Origin of the sequence: Methylotenera sp. G11 (assembly GCF_000799735.1) — a bacterium.
Taxonomy (GTDB): domain Bacteria; phylum Pseudomonadota; class Gammaproteobacteria; order Burkholderiales; family Methylophilaceae; genus Methylotenera.
The window spans coordinates 1,305,035-1,323,316 of record NZ_JUHH01000001.1 but is presented as its reverse complement, the minus strand read 5'-3'; the positions used below and the strand labels follow the sequence as shown (position 1 = coordinate 1,323,316).

The 18,282-nt window shown below is 53.9% G+C and carries 13 protein-coding genes; 11 read left to right on the top strand and 2 right to left on the bottom strand.

Translation table 11 applies throughout. The features are described from left to right. The first annotated feature begins 20 nt into the window (after nucleotides 1-20). The 3 genes from GQ51_RS06055 to GQ51_RS06045 all read left to right on the top strand — a co-directional run bounded on the left by GQ51_RS06055 (nucleotide 21) and on the right by GQ51_RS06045 (nucleotide 6,353). Complete coding sequence (locus GQ51_RS06055; RefSeq protein WP_152604121.1) at nucleotides 21-320, top strand: hypothetical protein; 300 nt, start codon at nucleotides 21-23, stop codon at nucleotides 318-320. A gap of 200 nt (nucleotides 321-520) precedes the next feature. Next, nucleotides 521-4,579, top strand: a complete 4,059-nt coding sequence (locus GQ51_RS06050; RefSeq protein WP_160280003.1) for a beta strand repeat-containing protein — start codon at nucleotides 521-523, stop codon at nucleotides 4,577-4,579. 67 nt (nucleotides 4,580-4,646) lie between these two features. Further along, nucleotides 4,647-6,353, top strand: a complete 1,707-nt coding sequence (locus GQ51_RS06045) for a ShlB/FhaC/HecB family hemolysin secretion/activation protein (protein ID WP_047551057.1) — start codon at nucleotides 4,647-4,649, stop codon at nucleotides 6,351-6,353. A 178-nt stretch (nucleotides 6,354-6,531) separates the two neighbouring features. Here GQ51_RS06045 and GQ51_RS06040 read toward each other — a convergent pair whose 3' ends face one another. Beyond that, on the bottom strand, nucleotides 6,532-6,735 hold the full coding sequence (locus GQ51_RS06040; RefSeq protein ID WP_047551054.1) for a cold-shock protein: 204 nt from the start codon (nucleotides 6,733-6,735) through the stop codon (nucleotides 6,532-6,534). Between the two features lie 377 nt (nucleotides 6,736-7,112). Between GQ51_RS06040 and infA the strand changes: the two genes are divergently transcribed. The 7 genes from infA to GQ51_RS06005 all read left to right on the top strand — a co-directional run bounded on the left by infA (nucleotide 7,113) and on the right by GQ51_RS06005 (nucleotide 16,372). Further along, on the top strand, nucleotides 7,113-7,373 hold the full coding sequence (gene infA / locus GQ51_RS06035) for a translation initiation factor IF-1 (RefSeq protein ID WP_047551052.1): 261 nt from the start codon (nucleotides 7,113-7,115) through the stop codon (nucleotides 7,371-7,373). 96 nt (nucleotides 7,374-7,469) lie between these two features. Next, entirely contained in the window at nucleotides 7,470-7,862 is a 393-nt protein-coding gene (locus GQ51_RS06030; protein ID WP_047551049.1) for a hypothetical protein, read from the top strand. A gap of 62 nt (nucleotides 7,863-7,924) precedes the next feature. Beyond that, entirely contained in the window at nucleotides 7,925-9,217 is a 1,293-nt protein-coding gene (locus tag GQ51_RS06025) for a TolC family protein (RefSeq protein WP_047551046.1), read from the top strand. Further along, nucleotides 9,214-10,302 carry an efflux RND transporter periplasmic adaptor subunit gene (locus tag GQ51_RS06020; protein ID WP_047551044.1) on the top strand — a complete coding sequence of 363 codons (1,089 nt, stop codon included), beginning with the start codon at nucleotides 9,214-9,216 and terminating at the stop codon, nucleotides 10,300-10,302. Before GQ51_RS06025 ends, GQ51_RS06020 begins: the two co-directional genes overlap by 4 nt. Nucleotides 10,303-10,357: 55 nt before the next feature. Continuing rightward, entirely contained in the window at nucleotides 10,358-13,417 is a 3,060-nt protein-coding gene (locus GQ51_RS06015) for an efflux RND transporter permease subunit (protein ID WP_047551041.1), read from the top strand. A gap of 11 nt (nucleotides 13,418-13,428) precedes the next feature. Further along, on the top strand, nucleotides 13,429-13,746 hold the full coding sequence (locus GQ51_RS06010; protein WP_047551038.1) for a DUF3240 family protein: 318 nt from the start codon (nucleotides 13,429-13,431) through the stop codon (nucleotides 13,744-13,746). A 109-nt stretch (nucleotides 13,747-13,855) separates the two neighbouring features. Then, complete coding sequence (locus GQ51_RS06005) at nucleotides 13,856-16,372, top strand: sensor domain-containing diguanylate cyclase (protein WP_047551035.1); 2,517 nt, start codon at nucleotides 13,856-13,858, stop codon at nucleotides 16,370-16,372. 57 nt (nucleotides 16,373-16,429) lie between these two features. On the opposite strand, the gene GQ51_RS06000 is transcribed toward GQ51_RS06005, so the two are convergent. Beyond that, nucleotides 16,430-17,686: a TIGR03862 family flavoprotein gene (locus GQ51_RS06000; RefSeq protein WP_047553984.1), complete on the bottom strand. Its 1,257-nt coding sequence runs from the start codon at nucleotides 17,684-17,686 to the stop codon at nucleotides 16,430-16,432. A gap of 216 nt (nucleotides 17,687-17,902) precedes the next feature. Here GQ51_RS06000 and GQ51_RS12020 point away from each other — a divergent pair, with 216 nt between their 5' ends. Next, complete coding sequence (locus tag GQ51_RS12020; protein WP_052177732.1) at nucleotides 17,903-18,226, top strand: HU family DNA-binding protein; 324 nt, start codon at nucleotides 17,903-17,905, stop codon at nucleotides 18,224-18,226. Nucleotides 18,227-18,282 lie beyond the last annotated feature (56 nt).

Below are 18,282 nucleotides of genomic sequence, written 5' to 3'. Positions count from 1 at the left end.
TGAAAATAGAAAGAGGAATGATGGCAGAAGATAAAAAGCAGGATAACAGTGTTGCTAAAACTCTTGAAAATGCAGCGGTTCGTGAAACGTTGAGAGAGCCAGCGCGGCCTGATAGCGAAATATATGCAGATGGCGTGATGAGCTTTGCGATCCGGTCAGGGGTTTTGAAGATTGATTTTTACCAGTCAGTTGCGCCTACGCCAGATGGTAAAGGCGAGTTCCGCCGTTTATCGCACAGGGTGGCGTTGCCGTTGGCTGCACTTGGAGAACTGAAAGAGTATTTGCAGCAAGTTGAGGCTGCGGCAGTGAAAAAGGTTTAGCGGCTTGCAGTTTGCGTAAGGGTTTTTTAGGCGCACACAATTCATGATGCCTTTGTTTATGGATGCCTGTGTTTTGGTGGCGCCCCGGCAGTGAGTCGTAGTTTTTTCAGGTGATGGATGCGTGTGAGATGCGTTTGATTGATAACAAAAATACAGCTTGGCAAGAAATTGTGATGGTGCCCAATAGGCTGGGGGTTTTTTTGTTAAAACAACGTAATCAGTATTTTAGTCATCAAAAAGGCTGCTGCCGGTTCTGGTTAAAAAAGGCTCCGTTCGTTTTTATTGCGGCATTATTGTCGCCGGTGCATGTTTTTGCCGGCCTGGAAGGCGGCGTGATCGTCGGCGGGCAGGGCGCCATCGTGAACAGTAATCTGGTTGTGCAGGATTCTGCCAGGCTTGCTATCAATGCCGCGGCATTTGGCGTGCAAGCCGGCGAAACCTTTGTGCTTAAGCAAAACTTCGACACTGATATTGCATTGATCCGTGTGTTGGGTCAGGATCCTAGCAGTATATTGGGCAACATCCATGCCAAAGGCCAGCTTTTTATCAGTAACCCTAATGGTGTTTTGTTCGGCAGCCATGCGCAGGTGAATGTTGGTGGCCTGGTGGCGACTACACTAGGCCTTGATGTGGCTGACTTTATGGCGGGTCGCTATGTTTTCAGCAACCCCGGTGGTGCCGGTTCTGTGGTTAACCAGGGCAGGTTGACGGCAGCGCAAAGTGGCTACATTGCACTGCTGGCGCCGGAAGTGCGTAACGAGGGGGTTATCAGTGCCAGCCTTGGCACTGTGCTGCTGGCCGCCGGTGATAAGGTTACGCTGAATCTCGATGATGGTTCATTGTTTGGCTATACCATCGACCAGGGGGCAATCAATGCCCTTGCCGAAAACAGGCAGCTTATCCAGGCCGATGGCGGCCAGGTGTTTATGGGTGCCAGGGCTGCCGATGCCATCACCACGGCGGCGGTTAACAATACTGGTATCGTGCGGGCGCGCACCGTAAAAAACAATGCAGGCGTGATTCGCCTAAGCGGTGATGCGGTTGTGAGCAATACCGGTACGCTGGATGCCAGTGCGGCGAATGCCAGTGCAACTGGTGTTAGCGCAATCCAGGGCGGAAGCGGCGGTGAAGTGGAAGTGAGTGGCCGCTTTGTTGCGCTTGGCGGCCAGGTGAATGCCAGCGGCTGGCGCAATGGCGGCCAGGTGAATGTGGTTGCCGGCGGTGACCTGTCGCTGTCCGACCATGTGCTTGCCACCGGTGTAACGGGCAATGGCGGTCATGTCAGTTATCAGGCTGGTGGCGAGATCATCGAATCCTCCACCAGCTATACTGACGTGAGTGGTGTCAATGGCGGCAGCATCAGTGTCAATGCCGCGGATGGCATTCTCAGCTCCGGCACTTATCATGCACTTGGCACTGCGGGTATCGGCGGGCACGTGGATATGAGCGGTTACAGCGTGCGCCTGCTTTCGGCAGAGATTGATGCTTCCGGAGTTCTGCAAGGGGGGCTGGTTCGCATAGGCGGTGCTTTTCAGGGCGGAAAATATCAGCCGGCAGCACAGGCTTATGATCAGTTTGTTACGCGCTGGCAGGGTGTGCCGGAGATCGATAACGCGCAGAAGCTGTTTGTGAACGATAGCACACGGGTGAATGTGTCGTCTGCACATGGTGTGGGTGGTACAGCCATTTTCTGGTCGGATAAAGAAACAACACAGCTGGGCCGTGTCAATGCCAGCGGAGCAGTGCGTGGCGGCGCTGTGGAGATTTCTTCAGCCGAGACACTGCGCCGGGCTGGTTTAGCCGGTGTGACAGGTGCCGATACGCTTTTGCTAGACCCCAAAAACATCATCATCGGTGACTACATGAGCATCAGCAGCTGGACTTACAATGCTTTGATCGGGGCAGGTTACGCAGGGGGCAACAATGTAGATACAGCCGGGGCTGTGTATGACTATTTTGGAACATCCGTAGCCCTGAATGCCGCAGGCACCCTGCTTGCTGTCGGGTTGCCTGGTGATGACGGCGCCGGTAACGTCGCCGTGGGCAGCGGTGCCGTGCAGCTATTCAGTTTTACCGATGGCAACTTCAGCGGCGGTACATTGCGGGGCACTATCGGCAGAGGTTATACAGGCGGCAATAATGTGGATATCGCCAGCCTGGATAGCAATGACTTCTTTGGATCTTCCGTTTCCCTGAATGCCGTGGGTGATCGTCTTGCCGTGGGGGCTTTGGGCGATGATGGCGCCGGTAACCTTGCGCTTGATACGGGCGCTGCCTATCTTTTCGCTTTTGCCGATAACAGGTTCACCGCTGGCAGCTTGCAGGCGGTTATAGGCAAGGGTTATGCCGGCGGTAATAATCGGGACGTCTCTGGCCTGGAAACGCTGGATGGTTTCGGCAGCGCGGTTGCGCTCAATGGCTTGGGTAACCGCCTGGCTGTAGGCGCTTACGGCGACGATGGTGCCGGCAATATCGCTGCCGACAGCGGTGCGGTGTACTTGTATGGTTTTGCCGATAATCATTTTACCGGTGGCAATTTGCTGGGGATGGTCGGCAAGGGCTATACCGGCAGTAATAACCTTGATGTCGTTAATCTTGGTGATCAGGATCGCTTCGGGATTGCCGCTGCGTTCAACAGCGCAGGTGACCGCCTTGCCGTAGGTGCTTTTGGCGATGACGGCGCAGCCAACCTTGCGACGGATAGCGGTGCCGTGTACCTGCTTGGGTTTGTCGATGGCAGTTTTACAGGGGGCAGCCTGCTGGCAATTGCGGGTAAAGGTTATAGCGGCAGCAATAACATGGATGTGGCTAACCTGGAAAGCAGTGATGGGTTCGGGCGAGCGGTTGCGCTTAATGCAGCCGGCGACCGGCTTGCTGTAGGCGCTTTTAATGATGATGGTGCCGGTAACCTGGCGCCAGGCAGCGGTGCGGTTTATCAGTTTGGCTTTATGGATGCCAACTTCGCTGGCGGCAGCCTGCAGTCAACAATAGGTAAAGGCTATGCCGGTACTGGTGATTTTAATCTCGCAGGCTTGGACACTGGGGATTATTTTGGCACCTCGGTTGCGCTCAATGGTTTGGGTGACCGCCTTGTTGCCGGAGCGATATTGGATGACGGTTCCGCCAATGCTGCGCTTGACCGGGGCGCGGTTTACCTGTTCAGCCAGATGACGGGTTCGCTCGCGAGCACCATTGGTTTTGCCGATTATTCCGGCCAGGCCGTGACTGTTTCACATGCTGAGTTGGCATCCATGCTGAGTGCCGGTACCAATGTCGTTCTTCAGGCCAGCAATGACATTACTGTTTCCAGTGCGGTTGCGGTAAATAATGCCAGTGGCGATGGCGGCAGCCTGATGTTGCAGGCCGGGCGCAATATTCATTTCGATGCGGGCATCACGACCGATAATGGAAATCTCAGCGCAGTTGCCGGTGACACTGCTGCGATTCCAGGGGAACGTGACCCAGGTATCGCAGCCATCACTATTGCTAATGGCGTCACGCTGGATGCAGGGCTGGGGAGCGTTACCCTGGCGGCTATCGGCGGTAATTTTATCAACAACTCAGGGAGCAGTGCCCCGTTGATAGCTAGCCGCTGGGCGGTATATTCCACTGATCCGGCACTCAACACTTTGGGCGGCATGCTGCCAACCGGCAAGCATTACAACCAGGCTTATGTGGCAGGCAGCACGCCAGCTTATGCTGCAAGCGGTAACTGGCTGTTTTATAGCATAGCTCCCGTACTTTCAGTGACGCCCGGTCAGCAAACGGTCAGTTATGGCGATCATCCAGGCCCATACGCCCTTACATACAATGGCTTTATCGATGGCGATAACGCGCAGACATCCGGAATATCCGGCAATGCCGTGTTTTCCGGCGGAGGATCTGATCCGGGTTCTTACGATATCAATTACGTGAATGGCCTGCTGAGCAGCCTGGGTTATACCTTTGTGAACAATGCCGCTTCGCAGGCGGAACTGCTGGTGGTGGTGCAGCCCAATATCCCGGATGCACAAAAACCGCCGAACGAAGTGTCTGGTGATAAGCCCTCAGAAAAACCTTTGGCAGCCAGCTGCGGGGAAGGCGTGCTGATCACGAGTTCTTCCGGGGCTGTTTTTGAGCGATTCATCGATGCCGAGGAGGATACCTGCGGGCTGGATTTTACAGCGGATGAATCTGCGGATGGCAATGATAGTAAAAAACGTAAGTGCAAACCGAATGAAGAAGGAAGCACAGTTAAAGATAAAGCACAAAAGCCATGAGGTGTGCCGATGAAAATCACACATGAAAAACAATTAAATTCAGGCATGTCTGCATAAGGGATTTTAATTGAGTACAGAAGAAAAAATCAGCACCAGATGGCTGCTGCTCGTGGCAGGAATCGCCAGTGCCGGTTTCAGTGCCGGCGTGCAGGCTGCTTCGCCGCAGCCCGATGCCGGACAGGTGACGCGTGAATTGCAGCAGGGGCAGCGGCTTCAGGCTGCGCCAAAAGAGTTAAGCTCCCCGGAGCCATTGGCTACAGAGACTGAAGTGCCATCCACTGCTCTGATGGCGGACGATACTGCGATTGCAGTCACCAGGGTGCATGTCACCGGTGCCGAGAAGTTTCCTGCCCGTGTGCTGCAGGCGCTCGTGGCCGACCTGGCCGTCGGGACGCACACCTTAAGCCAGCTTGAAGCCGGTGCGGCACGCATTACTGCTTATTATCGCAAACGTGGGTACTTTCTAGCCAATGCCTATATTCCGGAGCAGGATATCAACAACGGGATCCTGAATATTGCCGTGCAGGAAGGGGCGCTTGATCAGGTAAAGCTCAAGAATAGCTCCAGGGTTTCTGATGGAAGGATACTGGGTCACCTGAAGCACTTGAACACCGGGGATGCCTTGCAGAAACCCGCGATTGATCGCCAGCTACTACTGCTGCGGGGCACTGTGGGCGTTGATAATGTGAATGCCAGCTTGCAGGGCGGCAATAAAGCAGGCACCTCTGACCTGCTGGTCGAAACCACGCCGTCAGCGCCTTATAGCGGGCGCATACAGCTCAGTAATCATGGTAACCGTTACACGGGCGAATACCAGCTCGGCGTGACCTTGAATGTTAACAGTCCGTTGAAATTGGGTGATCAGCTTACGATGTGGGGCGTCGGCAGCAGCGGTGACCTGCTGTACGGGCGCGTAGCTTACCAGGTGCCGGTAGGCGGTGATGGATTGCGGATAGGCGCAAGCTATTCGCGCAACCGTTATCTGTTAGGCAGGGAGTTTGAATCGCTTGATGCTGGTGGCCGCAGTGAAACCGCCAGCCTGTTTGCAACTTATCCATTGATGTTGAGCCAGACCAGTGCATTGTTCGGCGTGCTGACTTATGAAAATAAAAAGTTGAATGACCGCATGGACGCAGTATTCACGGATACCGATAAACGGGTGCAACTGGTGAGCGCGGGTTTGAATGGCGAGCGGCAGGATACGGTATACGGCGGCGGGCGAAATTCGTTTGATGCAGTGATGTACGCCGGTCATTTGAATATGGATGCAGCTTCACGCCTGATCGATGAAGGCAGCGCGCGTAGCAATGGTGACTTTGTGAAAGCCACGTATATGCTGAACCGCCTGCAGCGTGTGACTGACCAGGATACGTTTTCCATGACGCTTTCCGGTCAATGGGCCGGCAGCAACCTGAACTCCTCTGAAAAATTCAGCCTGGGTGGCGCGTATGGCGTGCGGGCTTACCCGCAGGGGGAGGCGAGCGGAGATGAAGGTAACCTGCTTAACCTGGAACTGGTACATTACTTTACACCCAAGTTTAGAGGGGTGTTGTTCTATGACTATGGAAATATCCGGATTAACCGGAATGATTTTCTGACGACTGATAATACACGCACCCTGTCCGGGGCCGGGGCGGGGGTTAATGCGGCGTTGTTCGGTTTGCAGCTTAACAGCTATCTGGCGTGGCCTGTGCAGGGCGGGGCGCCTTTGTCTGATCCGGCGTCTTCTGAGCATGCCCCCAGGCTTTGGGTGCAGATGTCAGGCGCGTTTTAATGGTGTTTCGGCGGCCGCGAATGGCGATGCGTTGCGGCAGGCAAGGCAAGGCAAATGAGAAATGCTGGCTAAGCGATGCAGCAGTTAAAATTGCAATAGCTGAAAACCCATGTCGACCTATGGCTAGCGCCCAAAAAAATGACCCATGATAGGGTCATTTTTTATGGATTCTTTAGTATTAAAGCTTCTGAATGTTAGAAGCTTGTTTACCTTTCGGTCCGTCTGTTACGTCGAAAGAAACGCGCTCGTTTTCTTTCAAGCTTTTGTAACCGCTATCAACGATAGCTGAGAAATGTGCGAATAAATCGTCGCCACCTGCGTCAGGAGTAATGAAACCAAAACCTTTAGAGTCATTAAACCATTTTACTAAACCTGTTGCCATATCTTATTCCATACTTTTTTAAAAGGGAGGCACCCTGAGAAAGTTTGGGTTTTTAAATAATAAAGGCCTTAAATAAAGGCCAAAAATAAAAAAATTCAAACGCCTAAATAGCTTTTTACGTGCTAATGCCAGCCGTGTCAAGCACTATTTGAATTATATTTGACAGGGGCTGGGGGGTGATGGGTATTTGCCTGACTTAATTCATTGGTATTGCTTGCTTAATTAGGTCGGCAAGGCTATAGTCGCGCCTGCGTTTGGTGGTGCAGGCGCAGTCAGTATGGTTATTTTATTCTCACTATTCCCACGGTTTTAGGGTTGCTACAAATTTTTAAGTTTGCTGCATCAATGCGGGTCTTAATATTATTTTGGAGCAATATATGGCTAAAGAAGAGCTGATTGAAATGAGTGGCGTGGTAATGGAGATATTGCCGGATTCACGCTATCGCGTGACGCTGGATAACGGGCACACGCTCATTGCGTACACCGGCGGTAAAATGAAAAAGAACCATATCCGTATTCTTGCAGGTGATAAAGTCACGCTGGAATTATCTCCTTATGATGTGAATAACGGACGCATTACCTTCCGCCATATTGAATCCAACGGGGCAACTTACATCCCAAAAAGACGTACCAAATAAATTACTGCACATAGCGGCCTCAGGCAGCTATGTGCTAGTTGCATGCCTGTAATAATGTGATTTGTAATTGCTGAAGATAGCTGATAAAGTTTCCTTATGTTGATGGCTCTGCGCAAAAGACTTTTATGGATTGTGGTGATCTGGTTTGCATTATTGCAGACCGTGTTGCCTTTTATCCATGCGCATCTAGAGGCTGATTCCCCAGCCCAGGGGCAGGGCCTGCATGTGCATGCCCAGGGCCTGGCGCAAGTTCCGGGTGCCGAGCATGCATTCAACACAATCAGCAGTCCTCCCGTACATACCATCGGTGTGAATGAAGCCGTCGAAAAAAATATCGATCCGCTGCCTTTGCCGTTATTCACGCTGCTGTTTGTGATCAGCCTGGCTGCCATCACGATTAGCCTGGCTGGTATCAAACCAGCCAGGCATCCCCTTCCGTTATTATATTTGCGGTCGCTTTCCAGGCCGCGCGCCCCTCCTTTGTTCTAAAACTATCGCTTAATCAACGTTCGCGGTTTGCGCGGATGTTCTTTTGATTTCAGGAGAGTTTTATGACTATTTTCAGTCGTTTTTGCTTGCCGCTTGCCGGTATTGCCTGCTTTGCCGGCATGACGGTTACTGCAGCGCAGGAACAAATGGAGACTTTGCCGCCGGCAGCGCAGGCAAGTCACCATGTTGATCATTTTGACGAGCTTGTGGTGAATCCAGGCCTGCAGTTATCCGAGGTGCTGGAAAAAGCCTATGCGCGCACGCCCATGCAGGCATCGCTGCAGTCGCGCGATGTCATGGTTGCAGCAAGAAATCGCGTAGCCAATGCCCTGCTGCCTTCTGCGCCAGCCGTTAACCTTATCCACCAGAATGATGCGATAGGCAGCGGTCGTGGCGAACGTGACTGGCAGGCCGAGCTGGAACTGCCGGTATGGCTGCCGAAGCAGCGCGACAACCGCATGAAAGTGGCCGAGGCAATCCAGGCTTCTGCCGGCGCAAGCCGCCAGAGCCTCAAGCTGCAGGTTGCAGGGCAGTTGCGTGAAGCGGTGTGGAATATTGCCGTGAATGAAAATAACCTGTCGCTGGCATTCAATAAACTGCAGGTGGCGAAAAAACTGCAATCCGATGTTGATAAGCGCTACCGTGCGGGCGAGTTAGCCAAAACCGATGCCATGCTGGCCGAGCAGGAAACCTTGCGTGTGGAAAAAGAGAAAGTACGCGCCGAGGCTGAATTGATGCATGCGCGCCACCGTTATTATGTACTGACAGGCTTGCGTGAATTGCCGGCAGATTATGCTGAGAAGCAGTCAGTTCTGGAAGATTACAGTCAATCACCTATCTGGCTGGAAGCGCAGTCTAAAGTCGGGCTGGCAGAAACCGAACGTGACCTGGCGCAGGTGGAAAGCCATGAAAACATGCGTGTCCTGCTGAATGTGCGTAGCAGTAAGGGCGCGTTTGATACTACAAATAATGACAGTGTCGGCGTGCATGTGCGCGTTCCTTTTGGCGGTGAAGCAAGCGCCGCCCCGGTAAGGGCAGCTGCGGAAGTCGTTGTCGGTAATGCATTGACCGAGCGTGAGGCGATGCGGTTTGAACTCGAAGCCGCGATGCATGAGGCCGAGCATAATTTAAGCGTAAGTCAAGCCGAACTGGTTATTGCTGCCAAGCAGCATGAGATTGCTGCAGAGAGTTTGGCTTTGGCGCAGAAGGCTTTCCAGCTCGGCGAAACCGACCTGGTGAGTCTGCTGCGGGTACAGGCGCAGAGCTTTGAAGCGGAACGTGCCTTCACGACACGCCAGATACAGGTGCAGTGGGATATTGCACGTTACAACCAGACAGTAGGAGTTCTTCCATGAATAAGGTTTTTTTATATTTGGTCAGCGCCGGTTTCCTGATCGGGAATGCGCAGGCCGCAGATGTCGTGATGACATCCGTCCAGCAGCAGAACCTGGGGGTGAGCGTGGCCCCCATCGGCAAGAATGATTTTTTTAACAGCCGCAATTTCCCGGCGGAGATCGTGGTGCCGGTCGGGCAGGAGCGTGTCGTGAGTGCGCCGCAGTCCGGACTGATAGACCAGATGTATGTTGCAGCAGGCCAGACCGTTAAGAAGGGGCAACCGCTTGCGCATTTGAATAGTCCGGATCTGCTGAACCTGCAGCGTGATTACCTGCAGGCCCTGACGCAGCACAGGCTGGCATCAAAAAACCTGGCACGTGATGCCGAGTTATTGAAAGATGGCATTATTCCGCAGCGTCGCTACCTGGAAACAGAAAGCACGCATGATGAGGCCAGTGCGGCTCTGGCGCAGCGCAGGCAGGCGTTGCGGCTGGCGGGCATGAGTGATGCGGCGATAGGCAAGCTGCGCCCTGAATCCGGCATGAGCAGCAGCATTACATTAACGGCACCTATCGATGGCCAGGTGCTGGAGCAGATGGCGACAACAGGCCAGCGCGTGGATATGGCGATGCCTTTGTACCGGATAGGCAATCTGACACGGCTCTGGCTTGAGATACACGCACCGCTTGAAGGCTTGCCATTTGTAAAGGTCGGCATGCCGGTCAATGTGCCGAAACTGCAGGCAAGCGGCAAGCTGATTGCGGTAATCCGCAGCGTCAACAAGGCTGACCAGACTTTGCATCTGCGTGCCGAGATCAGCAAAGGTGCCGACAAACTATCTCCCGGCCAGTTTGTGGAGGCGGTGATCGGCCTTGGTGGTGAAGTCCAGTATTTCAGTATCCCGAAATCTGCACTTTCAAGACAGGGCGCTGAAACTATGGTGTTCGTGCAGACCAGAAACGGTTTTAGTCCCGTTAAAGTTAAAGTGATCTCTGAACAAGGCAGCGATGCGATGGTGGATGCAAAGTTCAAAGGTGACGAAAAAATCGCGGTTACGGGAGTCTCTGCGATTAAAGGCGCATGGCTTGGTTTGGGAGGTGAGTGATGACGCGCTGCCTGAAACCTGAAACCGTAGTGTATCCAAGTATAGGAGGCAGCCAATGTTAGCCAGGCTGATCCAATTTGCACTCACGCAGCGGCTGCTGGTGCTGATCATGACCGCAGGGATCGCAATCGCAGGTGCGATTGCCTACCAGTCGCTGCCGATTGATGCCTTTCCTGACGTATCCTCGACGCAGGTAAAGATCATCGTCAAGGCGCCCGGCATGACGCCGGAAGAAGTTGAGGCGCGCATCACGGCACCGATCGAGGTCGAGATGCTGGGGATTCCCAAGCAGTCCGGCCTGAGGTCGGTAGCTAAGTATGCACTTACTGACATCACGGTGGATTTCATCGATGGTACCGATATCTACTGGGCACGCCAGCAGGTGGCCGAACGCCTGAATGCCGTATGGGGTAATCTGCCGGCCGATGTGACCGGTGGCATGGCACCCATGACCACACCGCTGGGCGAAATGTTCATGTTCACCATAGAAAGCGATACCTTAAGCCTGCAGGAACGGCGCAGCCTGCTGGACTGGGTGATTCGACCGCAGTTGCGTACGGTAGCGGGGGTGGCGGATGTGAATGCCCTTGGCGGCCTGGTACGCAGTTTTGAAATCGTGCCGGATAATGCCCGCATGTATGCGCGTGGCGTCTCCATTCAAGTGCTGCAAGAGGCGCTGGTGAATAATAACCGTAATGGCGGTGCCGGCCGGTTGAGCGATGGCGAGGGGGCGTTGCTGGTAAGGTCTGAAGGCGGCTTCAAAACAATAGAAGATGTGCAGAACACGGTTCTGCGTACAGATCAGGGCATGTCGGTCAGAGTGGCGGATGTGGCGGATGTGCGCATCGGTTCCCTGACCCGTTACGGCGCGGTGACCGGAAACGGCCAGGGTGAAGCGGTAGAAGGCCTGGTGCTGGGGCTGCGTGGCGCCAACGCACAGCAGGTGGTAAAAGGCGTCAAGGAAAAGCTTGCCGAGATGGCCCCCAGCCTGCCGAAAGACGTCAAAATCAAAGTGTTTTATGATCGCGGCAGCCTGGTTGAGCGTGCGGTAAACACAGTAACCAAGGCCTTGCAGGAAGCGGTGGTGCTGGTGCTGGTGTTGCTGGTGCTGTTTCTCGGCAACTTCAGGGCGGCACTCACGATCGCATTTATCCTGCCGCTTTCCGCCTTGTTTACTTTTCTGCTCATGCATTATTTTGGCATGTCTGCCAACCTGATGAGCCTGGGTGGCCTGTCGATAGCGATCGGCATGCTGGTGGATGCCGCGGTGGTCGTGGTGGAAAATATCGTGTCGCACCTTGCCGATAAAAAGCAGGCGGGCATCTTGCCGAGAATGCATGTGATTTACCGTGCGGTACGTGAAGTCAGCGTGCCGGTCACGGCAGGCGTGATCATTATCATTACGGTGTTCCTGCCGCTGCTGACATTGCAGGGACTTGAGGGCAAGCTGTTTACGCCGGTTGCGCTGACGATCATGTTTGCGCTGGCGGGCTCGCTGCTGCTGTCGCTCACCGTGATTCCGGTGTTGTCTTCATTTCTGCTGAAGGAAGTCAGCCATGCGGAGCCCTGGCTGGTGAGGAAGGCGCTGGCGGTTTATGAGCCAGCGCTGCAATGGTGCCTGGCGCATGCCAGGGTGATTGTGATCGGTGCGTTTGTGATGCTGGCCTTTACCGGCGTGGTGTATATGCAGATCGGCAAAATATTCATGCCGGTCATGGATGAAGGCGACATTATTATCGGTGTCGAGAAGTTGCCTTCCATCAACTTGCAGCAAACCATCAGCACTGACTTGAACGTGCAGCGAACCATCCTGGCGCAGGTGCCGGAAGTGCAGGGCATTTATTCTCGCGTAGGTTCTGATGAGCTTGGCCTGGATCCGATGGGTTTGAACCAGACCGATAATTTCCTGATCCTGAAGCCTGCGAATGAATGGCGCGTGGAAAGCAAGGCGGCATTGATCGATGAGCTGCGCAAGGTCATGCATCAGCTGCCGGGGCTGGCTTATAGTTTTACCCAGCCGATTGATATGCGCGTGAATGAAATGATCCTCGGCGTGCGCGGTGACCTGGCGATCAAGATTTTCGGACATGACCTCAAAACCCTGGACCAGAAAGCGCAGCAGATCATCAAAATTCTGGAGTCCATTCCCGGCAGCCAGGATGTCTATACGCCGGAAAACAGCGGCGTGCAGTACCTGCAAGTCAAAATAGACCGCGCGGCAGCAGGGCGCCTGGGGTTGGATGTTACCGAAATTCAGTCGATACTGCTTGCACAGCTGGAAGGCAAGCAGCTAGGCGTGGTGCAGGAAGGGCAAAGGCGTACGCCGGTGCTGATCAGGGGCAGCCAGGCATTGCGTGATTCGCCGGCGGACTTTGATAACTTGATGCTGACATTGCCGAGCGGGGCCAATATTCCGTTGGGCGCGGTTGCAAAAGTCATGCGGGAAGAGGGGCCGGTGAAAGTAGACCGGGAACGCGGCGCACGCAATGTCATCGTCACCGCCAATGTGCGTGACCGTGACCTGGTGAGTTTTGTGGAAGAAGCAAAGCAGCGCGTAGCCACGGAAGTGAAGCTGGACGAAGGCTACTCTATCAAATGGGGTGGCCAGTTCGAGAACCAGCAACGTGCCGCCGCGCGCCTGGCGATCGTGGTGCCGGCAGCGGTCGCCCTGGTGTTCCTGCTGTTGTTCGCTACCTTCGGTTCTGTGAAACAGGCGTTATTGATTCTGTCCAATATTCCTTTTGCCATGATAGGCGGCGTATTTGCCTTGTGGCTGTCGGGTGAGTACCTGTCGGTGCCGGCTTCGGTTGGCTTTATTGCGCTGCTAGGCATTGCGGTCCTGAATGGCGTGGTGATGGTCAGTTACTTCAATCAGCTCGAAGCGCAGGGGATGGCGGTGTTTGATATTGTAGTCGAGGGTGCGAAGCGCAGGTTAAGGCCTGTATTGATGACGGCGAGTATCACGGCATTCGGCCTGATTCCGCTGCTGTTTGCTACTGGCCCGGGTTCTGAGATACAGCGGCCGCTAGCTGTGGTTGTGATCGGTGGGCTGGTGAGTTCAACGGTGCTGACTTTAGTACTGCTGCCGATTTTTTACCGTCGGTTTTTCAAATAGGAGTAAAAGGGATGCAGGAACATGCAGTGGAAGCACTTCTAATATTGATCGCGCCGCCCAGGCTGGAAGAGGTGCTGGTAGACTTTTTATTACAGCAGCAGGCCATAACCGGATTCACCAGCATGCCGGTGAGCGGCCATGGCACTGTGCGGGGCACGGAAAGGCTCAGCCTGGTTGAGCAGGTGAGCGGGCGGCAAGGCAGGGTGCAGTTCATGCTGCATGCGCCATTGCCGGTTCTGCAGGCGGTCATAGCTGAAATCAGGATTAAGTTCGAGGGTGCAGGCCTGCACTATATGCTGCTGCCGGTGCTTGCTGCGCAATCCGTTTAATGATCTTCGTGTATAAAAATGCCGCCTGTGTGCGGCTTTTTAATTTTTTAACACAGCGATGAATTAATGCTTATAATTTGTTGATAAAAATCAACAAGAAGAGCATCTCATGATTGAGTTAAATACCCTGCGACTCATCGCAACGGTGAGCTTTGTCGGTTTTGTCTTTATAGCGATGATGCTGTGGCACCTCGTGCCGCATGAGCGCAGCATGAAGTATTGGGGGCTGTCTGCGCTGCTGGTCGCGTCCGGTTTGTTCCTGCTTGGGATGCATGGGTATACATCCGTTTTTTTTTCCGAGGTCATCGCTAATACGGTAATCATGCTTGGCCTCGGATTTATGTACGCGGGCGCGCGCATGCTGCTGCGCGAAGATGCCGGGCACCAGTGGCAATGGTACGCGGTCGGCCTTGCATTTCTGATCTGTGTGCTGGTGCCGGACATTTCACAGCGTATCACAGCAATTTCATCACTACATGCTTTATTCTTTGCGGCCTGTAGCGTCCTGTTCTGGGCTAAAGGTGAGCATAAACTGAGAATAACGAGGCGTATTGCGGCGCTGATATTTGCAGCCGGCGCCATCCTGTTCATTTACCGCGCACTGAACCCGCCGTTACAGGCTGCCCCTGCTGACTATAGCACTTTGCAGCTGGTTGAGGCCGTGCCATATATTTATGCGCTGCTGCTCAGTATGTGGCTTCCGTTAACGCTGATGCTGATTGTAAGCACACGGTTGCAATTTCAGCATTCGGATGCTGTTGAGCGTACACAACAGGCTTTGACTGAGCTTAAAGAAAGCGATGCTCTCTGGAAGTTAGCCGTAGAAGGTTCGGGCGGCGGTGTCTGGGATTGGGATGTGGTGAATGAAAAGGTGGTTTATTCAAAAAGGTGGAAAGAGCTGCTGGGCTACACTGAAGACGAGGTCGGCGATGGCCAGGATGAATGGAATAAGCGTATACACCCTGAGGATAAGGCTGCAACTTTAGCCGCAGTGAACCGACATTTCGCACAGAAAACCCCTAGCTATTCCACTGAGCATCGCCTGCTTTGCAAGGACGGAAGCTATAAATGGATTCTTACCCGGGGCCTGGTGGTCGACCGTGACAGTGCCGGAAACCCGCTTCGTGCGGTGGGCATACACACGGATATTTCGGCATTGAAACTACAGGAAGCCCTCATGCAGTTCCGTAACCGCATACTGGTGATGCTGGCGCGTGGCGAGCCGATTGAGCAGGTGATGCTGGCCATCGTGACCGGTATTGAGGCGATTCACCCTGAAATGATATGCAGTATCCTGCTGCTGGATGATGCAGGCAAGCGGCTGGTCGATGTGATCGCCCCTAGTCTGCCGACATTTTATAATGATGCCATCAAAGGGATAGAAGTCGGCGTGGGCAAGGGCTCTTGCGGGACTGCGGCTGTGGTCGGTGAACGCGTGATCGTGGATGATATCGCCACGCACCCTTACTGGCAATTGTACAAACAGCTCGCTGCCAGTGCCGGTTTGGCTGCTTGCTGGTCGCAGCCGATCAGGTCTTCGATGCATCATGTGCTGGGCACGCTGGCAATCTATCATCGTGAAATTAACCAACCCAGCGCGGCGGATATTACGCTGATCGAGCAGTGCGCCGATCTGATCAGTGTCGCGCTTGATAAAAATGCAGCTGAGGTACAGCTGCATGACAGGGAGCGACAGCTTGCGCTGGTGCTGGATGCGAGCCAGCTTGGTTTTTGGGATTGGGATATTGCAAGCAATAAAGTGGTCAGGAATGAACGCTGGGCAAAGATGCTGGACTATAGCCTGAAAGATATCGAGCTGACGGTGAAGCAATGGATTGACTTTATCCACCCGGATGACCAGGCAATGGCTTACAAATCCATTCAGGATTGCCTGGAGGGGGTAGCGTCATTGCACAGTATTGAATATCGCATGCAAACCAAGGATGGGCAGTATAAGTGGGTACTCGACCAGGCGCAGGTAGTCGAGCGTGATGCCAATCATAAAGCCATTCGCATGTGCGGCACGCACACTGATATCACCGAGCGTAAACTCATGGAAGAACAGATCCGTTACCAGGCGCTGTATGACGGCTTGACCCAGCTGCCTAACCGCTATCTGTTTGAAGACCGGCTGCGGCAGGCCATGGTGAAAAGCAAGCGTACCAGCTGTTATGGAGCATTGATGTTCCTGGATATGGATAACTTCAAGCAGCTTAACGACAGCTATGGGCACGTGGTTGGTGACTTGCTGTTGATCGAGGTGGCAGCCCGTCTGAAAAGCTCTGTGCGTGCGGCAGACACTGTGGCACGCATCGGCGGTGACGAGTTTGTGGTTGAGCTGGAGCAGCTTGATACGGATAGGGGGCTATCCCAGAAAGAAGCCGAGTCCGCAGCAGACAAGATACGCCAGCTGCTGGCTGAGCCCTACGTATTGAAAGTGATGGCCGAATCGGGTGAGGAAACGACAGTGGTGCATCATTGCACTGCAAGTATCGGTGTCGTTTTATTTATCGGCAATGAAATCAGCCAGAAAGAAATCCTGAAGCGCGCCGATAATGCGATGTATCGCGCCAAGGATTCCGGCAGTAACCAGGTCAGGTTCTATGAAATCAACAGTGTGCATTGATGCCTGAATCCTGGTGAGGCTGCCCGCTCAGATGCGGCTGAGTTGCTTCGTAGCCTGTTATTCTGTGGTTCGGGAGGCTTTGCCCTGTAGCCAGTCCAGTGCGCCTTGCCCGGCAGCTTTGCCGCTTGCAAAGCATGCGGTCAGCAGGTAGCCGCCGGTGGGCGCCTCCCAGTCCAGCATCTCTCCGGCGCAGAATACGCCGGGCAAGCCGCGGATCATCAGGCGCTCATCCATGCTTTCAAACATCACGCCGCCTGCACTGCTGATGGCCTCATCCAGCGGGCGCGTTGCCGAAAGCGTCAGCGGTAAAGACTTTACGGCGGCGCCCAGCAGCCTGGGATCAGCATAATCCTGGGCCGTTACCAGCTCCCGCAGCAGCCCCGCTTTAACGCCCTTGATGCCAAGACGGCTTTGCAGATGGCTGGACATTGATCTTGAACCGCGCGGGTGCGCGATTTCATTCATCACCTGATCGATGCTTGTATCCGGCAGCAAATCGAGGTAAACCTGAACTGTTCCGGATGCGCTTATGCTGTCACGCAGTCCGGACGACAAGGCATAGATCAAACCGCCTTCAATACCGTTCGCGGTGATCATGAGTTCACCCTGTTTACGGTGTGTCATGCCTGCCATATCTATATAGGACAGTGTCACGGTTTTTACAGGCTGACCGGCAAAGCGGGTGCTGAAGTGTTCGCTCCAGGAGGTATCGAAGCCGCAGTTTGCAGGTTTCAGTGCTGCAACCGGAATGCCACGCTGCTCAAGCAGCGGAACCCACAAACCATCGGACCCTAGCCTGGCCCAGCTGCCGCCGCCTAACGCCAGTATCACTGCATCAGCCTGAATGGTTTTCTCTTGACCGGCAACGGTAAAGCGCAGCGCATTTTCTTCATTCCAGCCAAACCAGCGGTGGCGCATGTGAAAGCTGCAACCGGCTTCGCGCAACCGGTGCAGCCATGATCGCAGCAAAGGCGCCGCTTTCATTTCACGCGGAAATACCCGCCCGGATGTGCCGATAAAGGTTTCGATCCCGAGTGCATGTATCCATTCGCGCAGTGCCTGCGGGCCGAAGGTTTCCAGCAAGGGTGCGATATCTTTCTGGCGGTTGCCATACCGCGCGGCAAAAGCGGGCAGTGGTTCTGAATGCGTAATGTTCATGCCACCCTTGCCAGCCATCAGGAATTTACGGCCTGCGCTTGGCATCGCGTCAAAAACATCTACTTTCACCCCGCCCCGGCATAGTACTTCTGCCGCCATCAGGCCGGCGGGGCCGCCACCGATGATTGCGACAGAGTGAGGGGTGCTTGATGACATGGGTGCTTCTTGAATAATCGATTGGCCGCAGGATAGCACGCTGAACCCATCGTCACAATTGGCAGCAGCAGGTGGCTGCATATTTATCATCCATGGCGTCATTTTATAAGATGATTATTTTTATTATTTATGGAATAATTTCCCATGTTAAATATGGATGCGTCAAAATAACCCATAGGTTTATACAGCTGGTTATTTCAGGTGGGAGGAAGAATTATGCACGACCATAAACCACAGCATGCAGCACAGGAAACCACGTTTATGCATCAGTTGATTGCAAAGCTCGCAGCAAGGTTTCCTGATCTGACCGAAAAGGATGTGCTGCTATCAGCCGAGATTATTATTGAAGCGATGTCAGCACGATTGATTGGCGGCGGCCGCATAGAGCTGCGAGGTTTTGGTACGTTCAGGCTGAATATTAAGCCGGGCGCGGCAGGCGGCAATCTCGCCGCAAACATGAGTCCCCGGCCTTCATCAAGCCCGGAGGTTATTTTCAAGCCTAGCCAGACCATATGCGAAATGGCTGATCATCAAGGCTAGCATGGTCATGTTTTTATTGCCCTGGCAAGGCGGCATGCAGCCTTGCCAGGCGTGTT

Excerpts from the sequence above, each read along its gene's own strand:
- GQ51_RS06040 (WP_047551054.1), bottom strand. The coding sequence starts at position 6,735 with ATGGCAACAGGTTTAGTAAAATGGTTTAATGACTCTAAAGGTTTTGGT.
- GQ51_RS06015 (WP_047551041.1), top strand. The coding sequence starts at position 10,358 with ATGTTAGCCAGGCTGATCCAATTTGCACTCACGCAGCGGCTGCTGGTG.
- GQ51_RS06010 (WP_047551038.1), top strand. The coding sequence starts at position 13,429 with ATGCAGGAACATGCAGTGGAAGCACTTCTAATATTGATCGCGCCGCCC.
- GQ51_RS06005 (WP_047551035.1), top strand. The coding sequence starts at position 13,856 with ATGATTGAGTTAAATACCCTGCGACTCATCGCAACGGTGAGCTTTGTC.
- GQ51_RS06030 (WP_047551049.1), top strand. The coding sequence starts at position 7,470 with ATGTTGATGGCTCTGCGCAAAAGACTTTTATGGATTGTGGTGATCTGG.
- GQ51_RS06000 (WP_047553984.1), bottom strand. The coding sequence starts at position 17,686 with ATGTCATCAAGCACCCCTCACTCTGTCGCAATCATCGGTGGCGGCCCC.
- GQ51_RS06020 (WP_047551044.1), top strand. The coding sequence starts at position 9,214 with ATGAATAAGGTTTTTTTATATTTGGTCAGCGCCGGTTTCCTGATCGGG.
- GQ51_RS06025 (WP_047551046.1), top strand. The coding sequence starts at position 7,925 with ATGACTATTTTCAGTCGTTTTTGCTTGCCGCTTGCCGGTATTGCCTGC.
- infA (WP_047551052.1), top strand. The coding sequence starts at position 7,113 with ATGGCTAAAGAAGAGCTGATTGAAATGAGTGGCGTGGTAATGGAGATA.
- GQ51_RS12020 (WP_052177732.1), top strand. The coding sequence starts at position 17,903 with ATGCACGACCATAAACCACAGCATGCAGCACAGGAAACCACGTTTATG.
- GQ51_RS06055 (WP_152604121.1), top strand. The coding sequence starts at position 21 with ATGGCAGAAGATAAAAAGCAGGATAACAGTGTTGCTAAAACTCTTGAA.